Source organism: Gluconobacter sp. OJA (assembly GCF_039638325.1).
Classification (GTDB): Bacteria; Pseudomonadota; Alphaproteobacteria; order Acetobacterales; family Acetobacteraceae; genus Gluconobacter; species Gluconobacter cerinus.
The window spans coordinates 396076-416709 of the sequence record NZ_JBDIWI010000002.1 but is presented as its reverse complement, the minus strand read 5'-3'; the positions used below and the strand labels follow the sequence as shown (position 1 = coordinate 416709).

Here is a 20634-nt window from a genome sequence, read left to right as displayed (position 1 = left end):
GAGGAGAAAAACCATGACTACGATCGAACGGGAAAGCATGGACTATGACGTTGTCATCGTCGGCGCTGGCCCTGCCGGTCTCTCCGCGGCGATCCGGCTCAAACAGAATGAGCCGGACCTCTCCGTGGTCGTACTGGATAAAGGGTCTGAAGTCGGGGCGCATATCCTGTCAGGCGCGGTCATTGATCCGTGCGCGCTGGATGTGCTGCTTCCCGAATGGCGGACCATGGATGCGCCCATCACCGTGCCGGTAAGGGAAGACAATTTCTTCCTGCTGACGGAAAAGAGCCAGATCCGCCTGCCGAATGTTCTGGTGCCAAAGCTCATGGACAACCACGGGAATTACATTGTCTCGCTGGGGAATGTCTGCCGCTGGCTTGCACAGGTTGCAGAGGGTCTGGAAGTGGAAATCTTCCCCGGTATGGCGGCAAGCGAAGTCGTTTATGACGATCAGGGGCGCGTTACGGGTGTGGTGGCTGGCGAGTTCGGTAAAAACCCGGATGGAACGCCGGGAGATGCCTACGAGCCTGGTATGGAACTGCGCGGGAAATACGTGTTCTTCGCCGAAGGTGCGCGGGGATCACTGGCTCGTCAGTTGATGGATCGTTTCTCGCTTTCCGAGGGCAAGGATCCGCAGAAATTCGGGCTGGGACTCAAGGAAATCTGGGAGATCGATCCCGCCAAGCATCATGAAGGCACGGTCACACACACCATGGGCTGGCCGCTGAACAGCAAGGCAGGTGGCGGGTCCTTCATCTACCATCTCGACAACAATCAGGTCTGCGTCGGGTTCGTCGTCCATCTGGGCTATGAAAACCCGTATCTGGACCCTTACCGTGAGTTTCAGGAGTTCAAGCACCATCCGATGGTGGCCGAACTGCTGAAGGGCGGAAAACGCGTGGCTTATGGCGCGCGTGCGCTATCCGAAGGTGGTTGGCAGTCCATTCCGAAAGTGACTTTCCCTGGCGGCGTTCTGCTTGGGTGTTCCGCCGGGCTTGTGAATGTTCCGCGCATCAAGGGCAGTCATAACGCCATTTTCTCCGGCATTGCCGCTGCCGATGCGGCCCGCGCAGCGCTGGCGGCTAGGCGCGCTCAGGATGAACTGACGGATTATGAGGAAGAACTGCGAAACGGCCCTGTCGGGACAGACTTAAAGGCCGTCCGTAACGTCAAACCTCTGTGGGAGCGGTTTGGCCTCCTGGGCGGTGTTGCGCTCGGTGGTCTGGATATGTGGATGACAACTCTGACCGGGCACTCTCCCTTCAGAACGCTCGGACATGGAAAGTCCGATGCCGCGGCAACAGGGTTGGCTGCCAGTTTCAAGCCGATTGAATATCGCAAGCCGGACGGGCAACTCAGCTTTGATCGCACAACCAATGTGGCGTTTGCCTTCACCAACCACGAAGAACGCCAACCCTGCCATCTGACACTCCGTGATCCATCCATCCCAATCCAGGTGAACCTGCCGCTCTACGCTGAGCCTGCCCAGCGTTACTGCCCGGCGGGCGTGTATGAGGTTCTGCGTCCAGAGAATGAACAGCCACGGTTCCAGATTAACTTCCAGAACTGTGTGCATTGCAAAACCTGCGACATCAAAGATCCAAGCCAGAATATCGTTTGGACAACGCCGCAGGGAGGCGATGGACCGAACTATCCAAACATGTAAATTCAAATAAAAAGAAATATACTCGGTCTCTTTTATTTGATTTTACTTGAATAAACAACCTGAGAACATGCTGCGTTGAAAGACTATTCCCATAATGGGAATCTGAAGTAAGGAATAAGGCAATGAGTGGCATCGACCTTTCGGCACCACCGCCGCCAGTGTCTCTGAATGGTAAAAGTGTCCTGACGGCAATTCTGGCTGCTGTTGCGGGTCTGATGTTTGGTCTCGACCTGGGTGTGATTTCAGGGGCTCTGAAATTCATCGGTCTGGAATTCAACGTCACGGACTTCGGCAAGGAGTGCATCGTCTCATCGATGATGGTTGGTGCGGCGGTAGGTGCCGTCTGCGGTGGGCGCCTGTCCTATCTTTTCGGCCGGAAGCGCCTACTGCTGTCTTCAGCTGTCCTGTTTGTTCTCGGGTCGCTGCTGTGCGCGCTGGCAACATCCGTCACGCTGCTGATTGTGGGGCGTATGGTGCTTGGCGTGTCTGTTGGCATCGCAAGCTTTACCGCTCCACTTTACATCTCCGAGATTGCGCATCAGCACTACCGTGGGTCTCTGATCTCGGTTTACCAGCTCATGATTACGGTCGGGATTTTTGTAGCGTTCATCTCTGACGCGCTGCTGGCTTATTCCGGCTCATGGCGCTGGATGCTCGGCATTGTCGCTATTCCAGGCGTCGTGTTTCTGCTTGGCGTGCTTCTGCTGCCTGACAGCCCCCGTTGGCTCGTATTGCGGGGCCGTAAGGACGAAGCTTTTACGGTTCTGCATCAGCTGCGTGGCCATGAAGGCGACGCACGCGCCGAGATCTCGGACATTGAAGAGCAGCTTGCTCAGATTGAAGGTGGCTACGGCCTGTTCAAGGCCAACGCCAATTTCCGCCGCTCTGTTTTTCTGGGCATTCTGCTCCAGACCATGCAGCAGTTCACGGGCATCATCGTGGTGATGTACTACGCGCCCCGCATCTTCGAAGTCGCAGGTTTTGGCGATAACGCAGCCATGTGGGGCACGGCCATTGTCGGTCTGGTGAATGTGCTTTCGACGTTCATTGCCATTGGCTTCGTGGACAAATGGGGCCGTCGCCCGATGCTGATTGCCGGCTTCATTATCATGACGATCGGCATGGCTTCAGTCGGGACGCTGCTCTACTTCGGAACCGGCAATAGCGAACTTGCGCGATATGGCGCCGTGATCATGCTCTTGGCCTTCATCGTCGGATTTGCGTTCTCTGCCGGTCCGCTGGTGTGGATCCTGTGCTCGGAAGTTCAGCCCATCAAAGGGCGTGATTTCGGCATTGGTTGCTCCACCTTCACGAACTGGGTCACGAACATGATCGTCGGCCTGACGTTCCTGACGCTCCTGAACACCATCGGGAATGCCCAGACCTTCTGGATGTACGCGGCGTTCAATGCGTTCTTCATCTACCTCACCCTGAAATTTGTGCCTGAAACCCGCGGTGTTTCCCTTGAGCAGATTGAGCGGAACCTGATGGCGGGCAAGCCACTCAACCGGATCGGTCTGTGATCCTGCCCCTCGGCACGACTGTCCCGGCGCTTTCACACCTGCCGGGACAAACCGCCTTTGCGGCGGTTTTCCCTGACGGAGACCAAAGACAATGACAGTAAAGATCGCCATTAACGGTTTTGGCCGTATTGGCAGACTGGCCCTTCGCAGCATTCTTGAAAGCGGCCGGGATGACGTTGTGCCCGTCGCCATCAATGGCCCTGGGTCCGTTGAAGACAAGATTCACATGCTGACATATGACAGCGTGCATGGCCGCCTCCCAGGGGAAGTCCACGTCGAAGGCGATATGCTGACCCTGACCCATAACGGGCGGTCTTACGGTCCCATTCGTATTTCATCCGAGCGTGACCCGTCGAAGGTGCCATTTGACGGTGTTGATGTAGCCCTTGAATGTTCCGGCCTGTTCACCACCAAGGAAAAAGCCTCCACGCTCCTTCAGGCCGGTGCCCGGAAAGTCCTGATTTCAGCGCCTGGCACGGATGTGGACGCAACCATCGTCTACGGCGTGAACAATGACATGCTGAAGCCGGACATGACGGTCATTTCCAATGCCTCCTGCACAACGAATTGTCTGGCGCCGCTCGTGAAAGTGCTCGACGACAATTACGGTATCGAGTGCGGATACATGGTGACGATCCACTCTTTCACCGGAGATCAGCAGATCGTTGACCGGCGGCACAAAGACCTTCGCCGTGCCAGAGCCGCCTCGCTCAACATGGTGCCTACGTCCACGGGAGCGGCCAAGGCAATTGGTCTGGTTCTGCCGCATTTGAAGGGTCGGCTGGATGGCACGTCCATCCGTGTGCCAACGCCCAATGTTTCGCTGGTATCGTTCGACTTCCTGTCCCGCCGTCCACCGGAAACGGCCAAGGACGTCAATCGCGTCATGCAGGAAGCGGCTTCGGGGGCCTTGAAAGGTGTTCTGGCCTACAGTAGCGCCCCGTTGGTTAGTAGCGACTTCAACCATTCGCCTGCATCCTCGAATTTTGACGCCACGCAGACAGCCATAATGGAATGTGGTCGAATGGTTCGCGTCTGCTCATGGTATGACAATGAATGGGGTTTCTCGAACCGCATGATCGATACGGCTGTTCTGTTCGGTTCCCTGTAAACGGGCGACAGCATTTGTTTCAGGATGTGTTTCGGCGCATAAAAGCACTTTCCTGACTGGAGAGTGCTTTTGATGATGTCCCGTCTGAGACTTCTGGCTGCGATGGCGTGTTTTGGTGCGCCACTTCCCGCTCTGGCACAGGCGATAGCGCCGATGCCGGCAAGCTGTGACAATGCAAAATTCCTGAGTGACCAGCAGACCTTCGAGCAACTTGGCGCCACCCGGACGGATCTTCCCGAGCATATTTGCGGGCGCGTCATCGCCATTGCACCCCATGCGAAGCGGACCCGCAGCGGATGGCATGGTTATTTCTACCTTGATGTAGGGCAGGGCGTGTCCATCCGGATTGTCTCCGGGCTGGATGAAATGACTGCCCCACAATGGCCCTGGGTGCAGAAGGGCGACACCGTCGAGGTTCAGGGACGATACTACTACGACAGCCTGCGCAAGCAGGGGGTCGACTGGACGCATCACGGCAGCAGCCGCAAATGGCCGTGGCCCGGATATGTGACCGTCAACGGACACCGCTACGAATAAAAAAAAGCCCGTAGGAAGGTCCTACGGGCTTTTTCGTGACGGGCGGCCTAGTTGGTCGCTTCGTCTTTCTTCTCGGCGCTACTGTCGCCTTTGACGCCCGTCCCTTCGATGATCTCGAAGTCCAGCACGTCGTTCTTGAGGCCAATCTTGACGGCCCCGCCTTTGGCCAGTCGACCGAAGAGCAGTTCCTCGGCCAGTGGCTTCTTGATGTGCTCCTGAATGACGCGTCCCAGAGGACGTGCGCCATACAGGCGATCATAACCCTTCTCGGCCAGCCATTCCTTGGCAGCAGAGGAGATTTCGATCGTAACGTGACGGTCAGCCAACTGGGCTTCGAGCTGGAGAACGAACTTCTCCACTACGCGGCCCACGGTTTCCGGCGTCAGGTTAGCGAACGGAATGATCGCATCCAGACGATTGCGGAACTCAGGCGTGAAGGTGCGTTTGATTGCCTCTTCATCCTCACCCGCACGGCTGGTCCGGCCGAAACCGATCGCTTCCTTGGAGAGGTCAGCCGCGCCCGCATTCGTGGTCATGATCAGGATCACGTTGCGGAAATCGACTGTCTTGCCGTTGTGGTCTGTCAGGCGGCCATGATCCATGACCTGAAGCAGGACGTTGTAAAGGTCCGGATGGGCCTTTTCGATTTCGTCCAGCAGCAGGACGGCATGGGGATGCTGGTCAATCGCATCCGTCAGCAGTCCACCCTGATCAAACCCGACATACCCTGGAGGCGCGCCGATCAGACGGGAGATCGAATGACGCTCCATGTACTCGGACATGTCAAAGCGGATCAACTCGATGCCCAGAGACGACGCCAACTGACGCGCAACTTCCGTCTTGCCGACGCCCGTAGGGCCGGAGAACAGGTAGTTGCCAATCGGCTTCTCCGCATCACGCAGGCCCGCACGGGACAGCTTGATCGCCGCAGCCAGTGCATCAATCGCCTTGTCCTGCCCGAACACCATGTTCCGCAGATCCCGCTCCAGATGGCGCAGGGTCTCCCGATCATCCGCCGTGACACTCTTGGGTGGGATGCGGGCAATCTTGGCGATTGCATCTTCCACATCCCGTAGCGTCACGGTCTTGCGGCGCTTGTTCTCAGGCACCAGCATCCGCGCCGCACCGACTTCGTCAATAACGTCGATGGCTTTATCGGGCAGTTTGCGGTCATGCACATACCGGGCGGCCAGTTCGACGGCGCCACGCAGGGCTTCGTCGGTATAGCGAACCTTGTGGTGCTTCTCGTAGCTGCCCTTAAGGCCGCGCAGGATCTTGATCGTGTCCTCGACTGACGGCTCAGGGACGTCAATCTTCTGGAAGCGCCGCACCAGTGCACGGTCTTTCTCGAAGTGCTGACGGAACTCCTTATACGTCGTGGAGCCAATGCAGCGCAGCGTGCCTGCAGCCAGAGCTGGCTTGAGCAGGTTCGATGCATCCATCGCACCACCAGACGTCGCGCCCGCACCGATGACCGTGTGGATTTCATCAATGAACAGGATCGCACCGGGCGTCTGGTCCATTTCCGTCACGACAGCCTTGAGGCGTTCTTCGAAATCACCGCGGTAACGTGTGCCAGCTAGCAGGGAGCCCATGTCGAGAGAGTAGATCGTGCAGTCCTGCAGGACTTCAGGCACGTCTTTCTCAACAATACGCTTTGCCAGGCCTTCAGCGATCGCAGTCTTGCCGACGCCCGGGTCACCCACATACAGCGGGTTGTTTTTGGTGCGGCGGCACAGGATCTGGATCGTGCGTTCGATCTCCTGATCGCGACCAATCAGTGGATCGATCCGCCCTTCACGGGCACGATCGTTCAGATTGACGCAATAGGTCGCGAGTGCGCCGTCCTTGGCTGTTTCCTTACGCTCTTCACGCTCGGAATTATCCTTGGATGCAGCGGCAGCCTTACGACCAGCGCCACGGTCTGGCGCTTTGGCGATTCCATGCGAAATGAAGTTCACGGCATCGAGTCGCGTCATGTCCTGCAATTGCAGGAAGTACACGGCGTGGCTTTCACGTTCCGCAAAGAGCGCAACGAGAACGTTGGCACCCGTAACTTCATCGCGGCCTGTGCTTTGCACATGAATGGCTGCGCGTTGAATTACGCGCTGGAAAGCCGCTGTTGGTTTTGGTTCTGTCGGACGGTCGGATGCAAGACCGGCAAGGTCCTTGTCCAGAAAGTCCGTCAGGTCCGAGCGCAGTTTGTCGAGGTCAATTCCGCAGGCGCGGAAAACCGTCAGTGCGTCGGCGTCTTCTGTCAGAGCCAGCAGCAGATGTTCGAGGGTGGCATACTCATGACGCCGATCACCTGCGAATGTCAGGGCGCGGTGGAGCGTCTGTTCGAGCGTACGGGACAGCATAGGGTGGCGCTCCTCTCGACCTCTCGTGGAAGAGGTATCTTGTCGTGGTGCAACACGTAACGCCAGTCAGAAACGTAAGGCTGAACAAGAAATTGTCCGATGCCTGTATGACTATGGCGGGAAATCAGTCTTTTTCGATTGTACACTGAAGCGGATGCTGGTTCTGGCGGGCCAGATCCATAACCTGAGCGACCTTGCTCTCCGCAACTTCGTAGGTGAAAACGCCGCAGACCCCTACGCCCCGCTGATGCACATGCAGCATGATGGTGGTGGCTTCTTCCCTGTTCTTGGAAAAAAACCGCTCCAGCACGTGCACGACAAACTCCATCGGTGTGTAGTCATCGTTGAGCATAAGAACCTTGTACATCGACGGCTTGCGCGTTCGTGTACGAGGGCGAACGACAACGCTGATCTCAAGATCTTCGTCATCGGGCAGGCGTGGATTTGTCGGACCTTTTGGGTCCGATGATCCCGGCCCCATCCTGACTGGTCCGAAAATGGACTCGGCTTCAGAATGGGAGGTGGCTGGTGAAGGGAGATCGTAAGAAGACATGACTGGTATGATATGGGACGCTTCCCCCGACTTGAGAAGGGGGTAAGGATGAGTACATTTCGTGAATATCGCCATCTTCCTGACATGTTCTGGTCGGGTTTGGGTCATGCTTACGAAAAATTAAGCAAACTGCCCCAAACCTTGTGGACGGGCGCTTTTTGTTGCGCCTAGAGTAACGGGATTAAGGGCTGCGTTAAACAGTCCGATGTTTCCAGCGTTCAATGTTTTGTTCAGAGGCTGCCACATAATGCGTTTCCCTGTCCGCAAGGCCCTTCTGTTATGCGCTCTGACTGCAGTTGGTGCGGGCTCTGCCAAGGCACAATACGCAGGCCACACGTCCAGTTTCGTGATGGATGCACATTCAGGCGCCGTTCTGTCCCAGTCGGACGCCGATCTTCAGCGGTATCCTGCATCCCTGACAAAACTCATGACGCTGTATCTGACCTTCCGTGCGCTGGAAGCACATCAGATTACGCTGGATCAGGAAGTTCCGGTTTCCATTCATGCTTCCATGCAGGCTCCGTCCAAGCTTGGGCTGGTTCCGGGCACCCGGCTGACCGTTGAGCAGGGTATTCTGGCGCTTGTCACCAAGTCAGCGAATGATGCTGCGTGCGCTCTGGGTGAGTTCCTGGGTGGCGGCGACGAAGTCCGTTTTGCTCAGCTCATGACGCAGCAGGCGCGTGCGCTGGGCATGGCCAACACGACGTTCCGCAACGCCTCCGGTTTGCCTGACCCTGATCAGGTTACGACAGCGCATGATCTAGGGCTTCTTGCACAGCACCTGATCAACGATTTCCCGCAGTATTATCACTATTTCGGTGTGCCTTCCTTCTATTTCCATCGTCATCTGGTTCCCAACCATGATCCGATGCTGAAAATCTATTCGGGCGCTGACGGCATGAAGACGGGTTATACCGATGCTGCAGGGCGGAATCTTGTCACGTCTGCCATCCGTGGAAACGTTCGTCTGATTGGTGTGGTGCTCGGGTCTTCCTCGAATGCGCGCCGTTCGATGGAAATGGCGTCCATTCTGGATGATGGTTTTGCTTCAGAAGGCGTCGCGCCACAGCCTCTCCTTCATCCGGTCGCTCCGCGCACTGTCATGATCGCGTCTGCGCGTCGTGGTGGTCGTTTCGCTCATCATGGGACGATGGTTGCATCAAGCCGCCCTGTTGAAGTGGCGGATGCGCCAACGTCACCACGTCGTTATGGCCGTGTTGCGCATCATGCTGTCTCGGTTCGCATGGTCAGTGCGCACCATGTTGCTGCCCATCACAAGGCAGGTCGTCACCCGCGCGGGTGAAAAACTCGCCTCCGTGCCTTGCGATCCGCTCGTGACGGTCGCATTTTGTCCCGACCAGTTTTGAGATTGAAGATCGGGCGGTAGACATGGATGATAGTTCGCGTGGGATTGTTCTTTATGACAGTGAAGATTTCAAACATCTAAGAACGGTCGGTCATCTTGCAGCGGCAACGCTGGATATGATCACCGAGCATGTGCAGCCGGGCGTTACGACGGAAGAACTCAACACCCTTATTCATGAGTTCACTCTGGCTCACGGCGCCACGCCGGCTCCCCTGAATTATCATGGCTTCCCGAAATCCTGCTGCATTTCGATCAACCATGTTGTGTGTCACGGCATCCCCGGTGAGAAGAAGCTGGCCAACGGCGATATCGTCAATATTGACGTTACGTCCATTCTGGATGGCTGGTACGGGGATAATTCCCGGATGTACATCGTCGGCAAGGCCCCCAAGAAAGCTGAAAAACTGGTTGAGGTGACGTATGAGTCCCTCATGCTTGGTATTGAGCAGGTCAAGCCAGGCAAGACGCTGGGCGATGTCGGCCATGCCATTCAGGCCCATGCGGAAAAGAACCGCTTCTCCATCGTGCGCGATTTTTGTGGACATGGCATCGGCCGGGACTTCCATGCCGCTCCGAATGTTTTGCATTATGGAAAGCCAGGGCAGGGCGTAAAGCTCGTACCGGGAATGGTTTTCACCATTGAGCCGATGCTGAATATCGGCAAACCTGAAGTGAAAATTCTTGATGATGGCTGGACAGCTGTCACGCGTGACCGGACGCTATCTGCACAATTCGAGCATATGATTGGCGTGACGGACGACGGATGTGAAATCTTCACGCTGTCTCCGAAAGGTTACAACAAGCCCCCATATGGAGCTGGCGCATGAAAAAACTCTTTGCCCTGATTGTCGCGGGCCTGACGGGGGGCACGGCGCTGGCTGCTCCCACGGCAGCCCCTTTGAGCTCTGCCCATGATCCACTGGCATTTGGCCCGGATCATACCTCTCCGGGCGTTCTGGTCTCTGGCAAGCATGGCATGGTGGTTTCTGCCCAGCATCTCGCTTCTGATGCTGGTGCCAAAATCCTGGCCGAAGGTGGCAATGCCATCGACGCTGCGGTGGCCGTTGGCTATGCGCTGGCTGTCGTTTATCCCGCTGCAGGGAACATCGGCGGTGGCGGCTTCATGACGATCCGCCTGAAATCCGGGCAGACAGTGTTTGTGGATTTCCGGGAGCACGCCCCGGGTGCTGCGACAGCCACCATGTATCAGGATGCGTCTGGCAAAGTCATTCCGGGGCTTTCAACGGAAGGCTGGAAAGCAGTGGCCGTTCCGGGGACGGTCGCAGGCTTGGACACAATCCTTCAGAAGTGGGGGCGTTTGCCACGGGCAAAAGTCATGGCTCCAGCCATAGCGCTCGCCCGTGACGGGTTTGTACTCAATGAAGGCGACGTGCAGCTTCTCGACACGTCCACGAAGTATTTCCGTCAGGACCCATACGCACGGTCTATTTTTCTGCGTCCGGACGGATCGTCCTTTCAGCCTGGAGACCGGCTGGTTCAGAAAAATCTGGCCAATTCTCTTGAGCTGGTCGCCAAGAATGGTCCGAAGGCGTTCTACGAAGGTCCGATCTCTGCTGAAATCGTGCGGGCCAGTGAAGAAGGTGGTGGCCTTCTGAAGCCGTCAGATTTCACGAACTATCATATCCGGTTTCTTGAGCCGATCCGCTGCACCTATCGTGGGTACACGATCGACACGGCCCCCCCTCCGAGTGGTGGTGGCATCGCGCTATGCGAAATTCTGAACATTCTTTCCGGCTACGATATGCACGCCCTTGGTCTGCACACTGCGGCGTCTGCGCAGCGTGAAATTGAAGCCATGCGACATGCGTACTCGGATCGACGCGATCTCGGGGATCCGGCATTCGTCAAGAATCCGATCGAGCACCTGAATGATCCGGCATATGCCGCACAGGTCAGGGCAGGGATCCCGCTTGATCACGCCCTGCCGTCTAGCACTCTCCGCGCAGGTGAAGCGCTGCCGGTTCAAGCTGCCCAGGCTGTTCCTGACACGCAGGAAAAGCACGAGACGACCCAGTTCTCGGTATTGGACAAGAGCGGCATGGCCGTTTCCGCGACATATACCCTGAACGGGTGGTTCGGCTCAGGTGTCATGGGTGGCAACACCGGCATCTGGCTCAATGACGAGATGGATGATTTCTCGGCCAAGCCAGGCGCATCCAATATGTTTGGGATCGTCGGTTCAGAAGCCAACGCCATTGCGCCGGGCAAGACACCGTTGTCATCCATGTCACCGTCGATTGTCTCCAAGGATGGCAAGGTGATTATGGTGATCGGCAGCCCCGGTGGTTCCCGCATTCCGACGATCACACTCTCGGCCATTCTGGGTGTGCTCGATTACGGGCTGGACATCCGTCAGGCCGTGGATCTGCCGCGAATCCACGAGCAGTGGGAGCCATCTGCTGTGGAACTGGAACCGGGTGCCTTGACGGACGACGTCATGGATAAGCTGAAATCTGAGGGATATGCGCTGTCTCTGCACCGCCCCTGGGGTGTAGCGGAAGGTATTCTTGCGGACCGTCCAAGCCTCTCCGCACACAAAACCGGGCTCATTTATGGGGCTGCTGATCCGCGTCATGCAGGGGGTGAAGCCGCGGGTGAATGATAGGGGGTTGTCAGACACCCCTATCTCCGTGTTAGGAGAGCGCCGGGAGGTCGGCTTTGGACGGATACCTTGCCAACCCGGTCAGGTCCGGAAGGAAGCAGCCGCAGTGAGTTTTATCCGGGTTAAATGTCCGGCCTCCTACCTAGTGCAGCCTGTGGGCGCGGCAGTTTTACTGCCAGGCGCCCCGGTGCAAGACCGACAGAGTGCGGTCTCATTCCCCGCTCTGACGGCTTTCCAGTTTCATGACTGACGATATCGACAATCTTCCCCTGCCGCCTGAGAGCGGTGGTGGCTTCTTTGGTGAAGCCCCGGCCGAGCAGGTTCCAGTTCCTGTTCAGGCAGAAAAAAGCACGCCTTATCGTGTCCTTGCCCGAAAATATCGCCCCCAGACACTCGATGACCTGATTGGTCAGGACTCGCTGGTACGAATCCTGCGTCGTGCGTTCGAGCTGAAGCGTGTGGCGCATGCCTTCATGCTGACGGGTGTGCGCGGTGTGGGGAAAACCACGACTGCCCGAATTATCGCCCGCGCCTTGAACTGCATTGGGCCAGACGGGAAGGGTGGACCGACCGCGGAGCCGTGTGGCGTCTGTGCAAACTGCACTGCCATCCTCGCTGACCGGCATCCGGACGTTCTGGAAATGGATGCAGCGTCTCGCACGGGCGTTGATGATGTGCGTGAAATCATTGAGGCGACCCGTTTTCGTCCGATGCAGGCGCGCATGAAAGTCTTCATCATCGATGAAGTGCACATGCTGTCGCGCAATGCGTTCAATGCTCTGCTGAAAACGCTGGAAGAGCCTCCGTCACAGGTCACGTTCATTTTTGCCACGACGGAGTTGCGGAAAGTGCCGGTGACGGTGCTGTCCCGCTGTCAGCGGTTTGACCTGCGGCGCGTGCCTCAGGCGCTGCTGACCGAACATTTTGGGCGTATTGCCGAAAAGGAAGGAGCCACTCTTTCCGAAGACGCTTTGGCGCTCATTGCCCGTGCAGCTGATGGCTCGGTCCGTGACGGATTATCTTTGCTGGATCAGGCGATTGCACAGGGTGCGAGCGACGCCGATGCCGTGTCAGACATGCTGGGTCTGGCAGATCGTGGACTGGTCTTTGATCTGCTTGATGCCCTTATGGCCGGCAAGGCAGCAGAGGCCTTGGATCTTACCGATCAGGCCTATGCGCGTGGTGCTGATCTCGGCGTTCTCCTGACGGATCTTCTGGATCTTCTGCATCTTGTTTCCCGTCTCAAGGCGATGCCGGGTCTTCGTGAAAGCCGGGACCTTCCAGAAGCCGAAAGACTGCGTGGTGGCGTGTTGGCAGACAGGCTCTCAACCAGCAGTTTGGGACGAGCCTGGCAGATTCTTCTGAAGGGTGTGAACGAAGTCGAATCCGCGCCGGATCGTCGTCAGGCGGCTGAAATGGTCCTGATTCGACTGTGCCACGCCAGCCTTCTCCCGACGCCTGACCGTCTGATCCGTCAGTTGACTGAAGGCGGGGTCGATTTCTCCTTGCCATCAGGCCCTTCGGGTGGAGCAACTCCGTCCGGAGAGATGTCGTCTGGATCGCAGACTGCGCCTGTGCTGTCGACGTCCGTATCGTCCACTGACACAGGTGGCCCCCGTGCGCATGTCCGTCTGGTGGCCAATGGCGGCGAAATTATTGAGCCGGGTTATGCGGAGGCTGCTCCTGAGCTGGCGCCGGAACCCGAACTTCCTCCGCCCCCGCCACGAACATGGCGCGAGATGGTCGCTCTGGTGTGGGACAAGCAGCCGCAGTTGCATGGGGTTCTGCGCTCGTCGGTGCATCTGGTACGTTTTTCACCCCCCGATGTGCAGGTTCGCCTGGAAGACCAGCACACCAAGGCGGACCGTCTCCTTCAGAGCTTTCTTGAAGAGATGTTTCCCGGCCAGTGGCGCATCAGTCTTTCCAAAGCCGAAGGTGAGCCAACCCTGGACGAACAGGGTGCGGAAGTGGTGGCCATCAACCGTGCAATGGTTGAGGCACACCCGTTGGTCCAAGCCATTCTTGATGCTTTCCCCGGTGCGAAAATCGGCGATGTGCAAGACCACTCCCTTGATGAATACGGTCTTCCACCCGAAATAACCGCACCATTGACGGAGGACTCTCCTCCGGATCTGGAATTCGCGCCTCTGGACGCTGATTTCCTTGATGAAGATGATCTGAACTGAAAGACCAGGAGACGTTATGAAGAACCTTGCAGGACTGATGAAGCAGGCCAGCCAGATGCAGTCCAAAATGGAAGAGGCCCAGAAAAATCTGGCAAATCTGACGGTAGATGGTTCGGCTGGCGCTGGTCTCGTAACGCTTCAGCTTACGGGTAAAGGCGAAATGCGGGGTCTGAAAATTGATCCGAAGCTGGCCGATCCGAATGAAATGGAAATGCTGCAGGACCTGATCGTGGCAGCCTATACGGATGCCAAGAACAAGGCTGAAGCGGCCAGCTCTGAAGCCATGCGCGACGTTACGGGCGGTCTGGATCTGCCGCCGGGTCTGAAGCTTCCGTTCTGATCTGAACAGTCTTTCTGCGGGCGTCACATCATGATGATCAGCAATGACATCGAGCAGCTGATTTCCATGCTGTCTCGCCTGCCGGGGCTCGGCCCTAGGTCGGCCCGTCGCGCTGCGCTCAGTTTGCTGCGGCAGCCGGAGGCACGGATGTTGCCTTTGGCGCATCTTATGGAACGGGCTGCTACAAGCGTCCGCACATGCTCCCTTTGTGGCAATCTTGACACCATTGATCCCTGCCACATCTGTACGGATTCAACTCGTGACGGCGGCTTGGTGTGCGTGGTCGAAACTGTGGGGGATCTGTGGGCCCTTGAACGTGCTGGCGTACATCGCGGGGTCTATCAGGTTCTGGGTGGGACGTTATCGGCGCTTGCCGGTCTTGGCCCTGAAGATCTGAATGTCTCGTCCCTGCTGGACCGTATTGCCGAAGGTGGCGTGAGAGAGGTCATCCTCGCTCTTGGCGCGACAGTCGAGGGGGCGACCACAGCGCACTGGCTTCAGGAAAAACTGGCATCAACGGGCGTGGTCGTCAGTCGTGTCGGACATGGCGTTCCTATGGGGGGCGCTCTGGATGTGCTCGATGATGGCACGTTGGCCGCCGCCCTGATTGCACGACGCGCATTATGATTTCCGCTCTGGTCCCACGTACGGCGATTGTGACCGGTGGCGCGCGTCGGATTGGTCGGGCGCTGGTTGAAATGCTGGCCGGGCAGGGTTTTTCTGTTGCCATTCATTATCGCGACAGCGAAACAGAAGCGCTGGATCTGCTCGATCACATTGGCGGCCGCGGATGTGTGATTGGCGCAGATCTGTCGTGTGAAGCGGATGTGAACAGGCTGGCTGCTGAAGCAGTTCAGCAGCTTGGGCCGATCGGTGTGCTCATCAACAACGCTTCAGCATTCATTCGTGATGAAGTCGGGACTGTAACTCGTGAAAGCTGGGACCAGCATCTTGAGCCGAATCTGAGGGCTCCGTTCCTCCTGTCTCAGGCGGTGGCAGCAGCCCTGCCGGCAGAGGCTGAAGGGCTGATTTTGAATATGCTGGATCAGCGCGTGTGGAATCTGACGCCACATTTTATCAGCTATACCGTGTCCCGAGCAGGCTTGTGGACACTGACACAAACGCTTGCGCTGGCACTGGCGCCGCGTATTCGCGTTAATGCCATTGGCCCAGGGCCTGTTCTGCCAACAGTAGGCCGACAGTCTCAGGAGCATTTTGACAGGATGTGTGCGCAAACGCCTCTGAAGCGTGGGTCGTCTCCCGAAGAAATCGCTGAAGCCGCGCTCGCGCTGTTTTCTCTCCCGTCCGTCACGGGGCAGATGCTGGCCATGGATGGCGGGCAACACCTGAACTGGTCGCCCGCACGATAAATCAGGGCTGCGGTTTCAGCGCACCAGGAAGATAATCTTCTACAACCAAAGAAATTGGTGCGTTGTCTGAAGCGCGTCTGAGGACCGCACGGTTTTCGAGCACGATTCCTGTGGTGTTATCTGGAAAACGTGTTTCGAGTCGTTGGCGATAAAAATTCGTCTTCGAGACAGCTTTGCCAAAAGGCGTATCCGTCGTTTCCAGCAGATGGTTCATGTCATCTGTCAGACGTTCCGGCACATACCAGTTCCAGGCATCAGAGAGCGGGACATCCCCACACAGAAGCTGAACGTGACGTGTGCGAACCTGCCGAGGGTCTGAGACTTCCAGAAGACGCAGGGTTTCCTGTGAAGGCTGTTCTCCAACGGGGAGGCGCACAACGCGAATGGGAACGGAGCAGTGCTCCTGAAGAACTGCTGTTGCGCTGGGATGACGCTCCAGGCGGTCCTTTAATGCACGAACGGCTGCGCCATCCGGGGACAAAGCGTCTCCCGGACCGGCACAGCCGCTCAATACTGCTGCAAAGGAAAGAGCACGGACGACCTTAGTGGTCGTCGCGGTCGTCCTTGTCAGTCGAAACTTCGATGTCGTTCGAGAGATCATCGTCATCATCCAGATCGTCGTCTGCTGCGATGACATCGTCATCTGCATCATCGTCCGTGTCCAGATCGACGTCTACATCATCCTCGTTCTCGTCCTTCGGAGCGTTCGGATCTTTCTCCTCAGGCAGCGGTCCTTCGCTACGCTTGAGACGGCCGATATCGTTCGGCTGGGTGGTGCCACATTTCGGGCACACCGTAGGGACGCGGTTCAGGTCATAGAAGCGGGCGCCGCACTCAACGCACGTCCGTTTTAGACCGAGTTCGGGTTTTGCCATGTTGCGCAAGCCTGCCAATGCCTCGGATAAGGAACGCGGCCATGCCAGCTTGTTTCCGCCATGTCAAACTCGAAGTGTCCCGAAATCTGCATGAGGGGACGTATTTCAGGGTGATTGACACACAGGAATGACCCTCGCATGAAAGTGCACATGCAAGCGCGACCTCTGACAGTTTCCGCGTCCCCGAAGGGACTTTCCGGCCGTACCCTCGTACCGGGTGACAAATCCATCAGCCATCGTTCGCTGATGTTGGCCTCCCTCGCACATGGCCGTACGAAGGTTTACGGCCTTCTGGAGGGTGAAGACGTTCTGCGCACCGCAGACGCCATGCGCGCGCTGGGTGCGACGATCACGCGTGACGGCGCCGTCTGGACCATTGACGGCCGTGGCGTCGGTGAGCTGACCGAGCCGGCAGACGTGCTGGATATGGGGAATTCCGGGACAGCAGCGCGGCTCCTGTCCGGTATTCTTTCTTCCCACCCAATGAACAGCGTCATGACCGGGGATGCTTCCCTGCGCTCCCGTCCAATGCGTCGTGTGATGGACCCGCTTTCGAAGAATGGTTCCGAGTTTTTGTCCCGTGAGGGCGGCCGTTTGCCGATGGCCGTGCGTGGCAATGGTCAGGCGACACCGCTTGAATACCGTCTGCCAGTTGCTTCTGCGCAGGTGAAATCAGCAGTTCTTCTGGCCGGGCTGAATGCGGTTGGCCGTACGGTTGTGGAAGAGCCTGTCGCCACCCGCGATCATACGGAAAATATGCTCCGTCATTTTGGCGTGGATGTTGATGTCTCCGTTCTGGATGCTGGTGGACGCCGAATCGAGCTAACCGGACCGGTGAAGCTGACTGCACGGGACGTGACAGTTCCGGGTGACCCGTCGTCTTCTGCATTCCCGCTTGTGGCTGCGCTGCTGGTTCCTGGTTCCGATCTGCTGATTGAGAACGTCGGTTTGAATCCGCTTCGGACGGGTCTGTTCACCACTCTGCTCGAAATGGGTGCGGATCTGACTATCGAAAACGAGCGTGTTGAGGGCGGCGAGCCTGTAGGCGACCTTCGCGCACGACACAGCAAGCTCAAGGGTGTGGATGTGCCGCCAGAGCGCGCACCGTCTATGATTGACGAATATCCCGTTCTGGCCGTTGCCTGTGCTTTTGCGGAAGGTTCCTCCCGTCTTCGCGGTCTGGAAGAACTTCGGGTGAAGGAAAGTGACCGTCTGGCTGCTACGGTTTCCCTGCTCAATGTGAATGGTGCTGAAACCGAAGTGGTTGGCGATGACCTGATTGTCCGTGGTTTTCAGGGCCCCCTAGGTGGCGGAAGCGTGACGACGCACATGGATCATCGCTTGGCCATGAGTGGGATCGTGTTTGGTCTGGCGGCGCAGAAGCCGGTTCATATTGATGATACGGCCTTCATTGAAACCAGCTTCCCCGGTTTCGTTGACCTCATGAATGGTCTGGGTGCGGATATCCGGGCATGAGCCGTCCGCTCGTCATTGCTGTTGATGGGCCAGCAGCTGCCGGAAAGGGGACGCTGGCCAAGGCGCTCGCCTCCCGGCTGTCCTTGCCCTATCTGGATACGGGCCTCCTGTATCGTGCGGTTGCAAGGCGCATGATTGATGCCGGTCTTGACCCTGCGGGCGATGCTTTTGCACAGGCGGAAGCGCTAGAGCAGGAGGATCTGCGGAGAACAGATCTGCGTGTTCCGGAAATTGACCGGGGTGCCTCACTGGTAGCTAGCCAGCCTGCTGTGCGTGAAGCTCTTCTGGAGCGTCAACGTGTGTTCGCCGCCCAGACAGGGGCCGTTGTTGACGGGCGGGATATCGGCACAGTTGTTTTCCCGGATGCGGACGTAAAGTTTTTCATCACGGCCTCCCCTAGGGCGCGGGCCCTTCGTCGCCATCGCCAAGTGCACGGGGACGTAGCGATTGCAGAGGCGGAACTGGACGCTGCAGTCGCTGAGATCATCGCGCGTGACTCGCGGGATTCTTCGCGGGATACTGCGCCTCTGGTGCAGGCCGCAGATGCGCTTCTGATTGAGACGGATGAGCTTTCTGCAGAGCAAGTGCTTGAAAAGGCGCATGAAGAAATCAGGCGGCGCATAACTCGGATCTGAGTTGCGGTATCTGCCCGTCTGACACCTGTTTTTTTATTGACAGAGCGCCTGTGGAAGGTGTTGTTGCGGGTTAGCACCTTGCCCGAAGGGGGAAAGTGTCGTCCGTCATGCGTTTTGCGTGCGGGCCATAATTTAACGGACCCGGTCTGACCTTTTGAGGCAGCGGGGAGTCGTCATGCCAGATTTCGATCCGCGTGGCGCAGACGTGGATGATCGGTTTCAGGCCGAAAATCCGGGAATATTGTATTTACATGGCTTCAGCCACACAGGCCCCTGCCGCTCACGGCATGGAAGATTTTGCAGCCCTCCTCGAAGAGACCCTGGGCCGCGACACCGGTTTTGACGGCTCCGTCGTCACTGGCCGCGTGATCCGTCTGACCGACGAATTCGCTATCGTTGATGTTGGTCTCAAGAGCGAAGGTCGCGTTTCCCTTAAGGAATTCGGCCCGCCAGGCGCTGCTCCGGACGTAAAGCCGGGCGACGTTGTCGAGCTGTATGTCGAGCGTTACGAAGACCGTGACGGTTCCATCGTTCTTTCCCGCGAGAAGGCTCGTCGTGAAGAAGCATGGACCGCTCTGGAGCGTGCATTCGGCAACAACCAGCGCGTCAACGGCACGATCTATGGTCGCGTCAAGGGTGGCTTCACGGTTGATCTGGGCGGCGCAATGGCGTTCCTTCCGGGCAGCCAGGTTGACATCCGTCCGGTTCGTGACGTCGGCCCGCTGATGGGGCAGCCGCAGCCGTTCCAGATCCTGAAGATGGATCGCGCACGTGGCAACATCGTTGTGTCCCGTCGTGCCGTTCTTGAAGAGACCCGTGCAGAGCAGCGTTCCGAGCTGATCCAGGGCCTGAAGGAAGGCATGATCCTTGACGGCGTCGTCAAGAACATCACCGACTACGGTGCGTTCGTTGACCTCGGCGGCGTTGACGGCCTCCTGCATGTCACCGACATCGCATGGAAGCGCATCAACCACCCGTCCGAAGCTCTGCAGATCGGTCAGCCGGTTCGCGTGCAGGTCATCCGCTTCAACCCGGACACGCAGCGTATCTCCCTCGGCATGAAGCAGCTTGAAGCTGATCCGTGGGAAAACGTCGCCATCAAGTACCCAGCTGGTGCCCGCTTCACGGGTCGCGTCACGAACATCACCGACTACGGTGCATTCGTCGAGCTGGAGCCGGGCGTCGAAGGTCTGGTGCACGTTTCCGAGATGTCCTGGACGAAGAAGAACGTCCATCCGGGCAAGATCGTCGCTACTTCCCAGGAAGTCGACGTCATGGTTCTGGACGTGGACAGCTCCAAGCGTCGTATTTCGCTTGGTCTCAAGCAGGTTCAGCGCAACCCTTGGGAGCAGTTCGAAGAAGAGCACAAGGTTGGCTCTGTCATCGAAGGCGAAATCCGCAACATCACCGAGTTCGGTCTGTTCATTGGCCTCTCCGCAGACATCGACGGCATGGTTCACATGTCCGACCTGTCTTGGGACGAAGCTGGCGAAGCAGCCATGGCGAACTACGAGAAGGGTCAGGTCGTTAAGGCCAAGGTCCTCGACGTGGATCCTGAGAAGGAGCGTATCTCCCTGGGCATCAAGCAGCTTCAGGAAGATCCGGCAGCCGACACCCTGTCCCGCATCCAGAAGGGTGCTGTTGTGACCTGCGTCGTGACGGCAGTTCAGGCAAACGGTATCGAAGTGAAGGTCGACGATCTGCTGACCGGCTTCATCCGTCGTGCAGAGCTGGCTCGTGACAAGGCTGAGCAGCGTCCGGAGCGTTTCGCAGTTGGCGAAAAGGTCGATGCGAAGATTGTTTCCGTTGACCGTGCTTCCCGCAAGCTCGCGCTGACGATCCGCGGCCGTGAGGTCGAGGAAGACAAGGCTGCGATCAGCGAATACGGTTCTTCTGACTCGGGCGCTTCCCTGGGTGACATTCTGGGTGCGGCAATCCGTCGTCGTACTACAGACGTCTGAAGAGACTGAAAATCAGATAACTCTATGTTGTCATGATTTTAGAAAAGGGCCG

The 20634-nt window shown here is 57.6% G+C and carries 18 protein-coding genes and 1 other RNA gene; 15 read left to right on the top strand and 4 right to left on the bottom strand.

Annotated features, from left to right (window positions below; genetic code table 11):
• Positions 1-13: 13 nt before the first annotated feature.
• The 4 genes from ABDK75_RS12345 to ABDK75_RS12330 all read left to right on the top strand — a co-directional run bounded on the left by ABDK75_RS12345 (position 14) and on the right by ABDK75_RS12330 (position 4837).
• On the top strand, positions 14-1666 hold the full coding sequence (locus tag ABDK75_RS12345; protein ID WP_346006023.1) for an electron transfer flavoprotein-ubiquinone oxidoreductase: 1653 nt from the start codon (positions 14-16) through the stop codon (positions 1664-1666).
• Between the two features lie 122 nt (positions 1667-1788).
• The gene (locus tag ABDK75_RS12340; protein WP_099210947.1) at positions 1789-3189 is read left to right on the top strand and encodes a sugar porter family MFS transporter; all 1401 of its coding nucleotides are present in this window, start codon (positions 1789-1791) and stop codon (positions 3187-3189) included.
• Positions 3190-3280: 91 nt separating this feature from the next.
• On the top strand, positions 3281-4300 hold the full coding sequence (gap, locus tag ABDK75_RS12335) for a type I glyceraldehyde-3-phosphate dehydrogenase (protein WP_211498780.1): 1020 nt from the start codon (positions 3281-3283) through the stop codon (positions 4298-4300).
• A gap of 72 nt (positions 4301-4372) precedes the next feature.
• On the top strand, positions 4373-4837 hold the full coding sequence (locus ABDK75_RS12330; protein WP_339405937.1) for a DUF3465 domain-containing protein: 465 nt from the start codon (positions 4373-4375) through the stop codon (positions 4835-4837).
• A 47-nt stretch (positions 4838-4884) separates the two neighbouring features.
• Here the strand turns inward: ABDK75_RS12330 and clpA are convergent, their stop codons facing one another.
• Together clpA and clpS are read right to left on the bottom strand one after the other, a co-directional pair.
• Complete coding sequence (clpA, locus tag ABDK75_RS12325; protein WP_099210941.1) at positions 4885-7197, bottom strand: ATP-dependent Clp protease ATP-binding subunit ClpA; 2313 nt, start codon at positions 7195-7197, stop codon at positions 4885-4887.
• A gap of 124 nt (positions 7198-7321) precedes the next feature.
• On the bottom strand, positions 7322-7750 hold the full coding sequence (clpS, locus tag ABDK75_RS12320) for an ATP-dependent Clp protease adapter ClpS (protein ID WP_232309080.1): 429 nt from the start codon (positions 7748-7750) through the stop codon (positions 7322-7324).
• Between the two features lie 247 nt (positions 7751-7997).
• Here clpS and ABDK75_RS12315 point away from each other — a divergent pair, with 247 nt between their 5' ends.
• The 8 genes from ABDK75_RS12315 to ABDK75_RS12280 all read left to right on the top strand — a co-directional run bounded on the left by ABDK75_RS12315 (position 7998) and on the right by ABDK75_RS12280 (position 15635).
• Positions 7998-9053, top strand: a complete 1056-nt coding sequence (locus ABDK75_RS12315; RefSeq protein WP_046900142.1) for a D-alanyl-D-alanine carboxypeptidase family protein — start codon at positions 7998-8000, stop codon at positions 9051-9053.
• 86 nt (positions 9054-9139) lie between these two features.
• Entirely contained in the window at positions 9140-9943 is an 804-nt protein-coding gene (gene map, locus ABDK75_RS12310) for a type I methionyl aminopeptidase (protein WP_046900141.1), read from the top strand.
• The gene (ggt, locus tag ABDK75_RS12305; RefSeq protein ID WP_346006022.1) at positions 9940-11739 is read left to right on the top strand and encodes a gamma-glutamyltransferase; all 1800 of its coding nucleotides are present in this window, start codon (positions 9940-9942) and stop codon (positions 11737-11739) included. Before map ends, ggt begins: the two co-directional genes overlap by 4 nt.
• 46 nt (positions 11740-11785) lie before the next feature.
• Positions 11786-11880: signal recognition particle sRNA small type (gene ffs, locus ABDK75_RS12300), an RNA gene on the top strand.
• Between the two features lie 101 nt (positions 11881-11981).
• Positions 11982-13925, top strand: coding sequence for a DNA polymerase III subunit gamma/tau (locus ABDK75_RS12295; protein WP_346006021.1), 1944 nt, complete (start codon positions 11982-11984; stop codon positions 13923-13925).
• A gap of 16 nt (positions 13926-13941) precedes the next feature.
• On the top strand, positions 13942-14265 hold the full coding sequence (locus ABDK75_RS12290) for a YbaB/EbfC family nucleoid-associated protein (RefSeq protein ID WP_046900138.1): 324 nt from the start codon (positions 13942-13944) through the stop codon (positions 14263-14265).
• Positions 14266-14298: 33 nt separating this feature from the next.
• Positions 14299-14892: a recombination mediator RecR gene (gene recR / locus ABDK75_RS12285; protein WP_167386111.1), complete on the top strand. Its 594-nt coding sequence runs from the start codon at positions 14299-14301 to the stop codon at positions 14890-14892.
• Positions 14889-15635, top strand: a complete 747-nt coding sequence (locus ABDK75_RS12280; RefSeq protein WP_346006020.1) for an SDR family oxidoreductase — start codon at positions 14889-14891, stop codon at positions 15633-15635. The genes recR and ABDK75_RS12280 overlap by 4 nt, the downstream gene beginning before the upstream one ends.
• 1 nt (position 15636) lies before the next feature.
• Here ABDK75_RS12280 and ABDK75_RS12275 read toward each other — a convergent pair whose 3' ends face one another.
• Complete coding sequence (locus ABDK75_RS12275) at positions 15637-16116, bottom strand: hypothetical protein (RefSeq protein WP_346006019.1); 480 nt, start codon at positions 16114-16116, stop codon at positions 15637-15639.
• Positions 16117-16177: 61 nt separating this feature from the next.
• Complete coding sequence (locus ABDK75_RS12270) at positions 16178-16510, bottom strand: TIGR02300 family protein (protein ID WP_046900134.1); 333 nt, start codon at positions 16508-16510, stop codon at positions 16178-16180.
• 150 nt (positions 16511-16660) lie between these two features.
• Here ABDK75_RS12270 and aroA point away from each other — a divergent pair, with 150 nt between their 5' ends.
• The 3 genes from aroA to rpsA all read left to right on the top strand — a co-directional run bounded on the left by aroA (position 16661) and on the right by rpsA (position 20582).
• The gene (gene aroA / locus ABDK75_RS12265; RefSeq protein ID WP_346006018.1) at positions 16661-17986 is read left to right on the top strand and encodes a 3-phosphoshikimate 1-carboxyvinyltransferase; all 1326 of its coding nucleotides are present in this window, start codon (positions 16661-16663) and stop codon (positions 17984-17986) included.
• Positions 17983-18621 (top strand): (d)CMP kinase, encoded by a 639-nt coding sequence (gene cmk / locus ABDK75_RS12260; RefSeq protein ID WP_346006017.1) that lies wholly within the window; start codon positions 17983-17985, stop codon positions 18619-18621. The genes aroA and cmk overlap by 4 nt, the downstream gene beginning before the upstream one ends.
• 251 nt (positions 18622-18872) lie before the next feature.
• Positions 18873-20582 carry a 30S ribosomal protein S1 gene (gene rpsA / locus ABDK75_RS12255; RefSeq protein ID WP_086633806.1) on the top strand — a complete coding sequence of 570 codons (1710 nt, stop codon included), beginning with the start codon at positions 18873-18875 and terminating at the stop codon, positions 20580-20582.
• Positions 20583-20634: the final 52 nt, after the last annotated feature.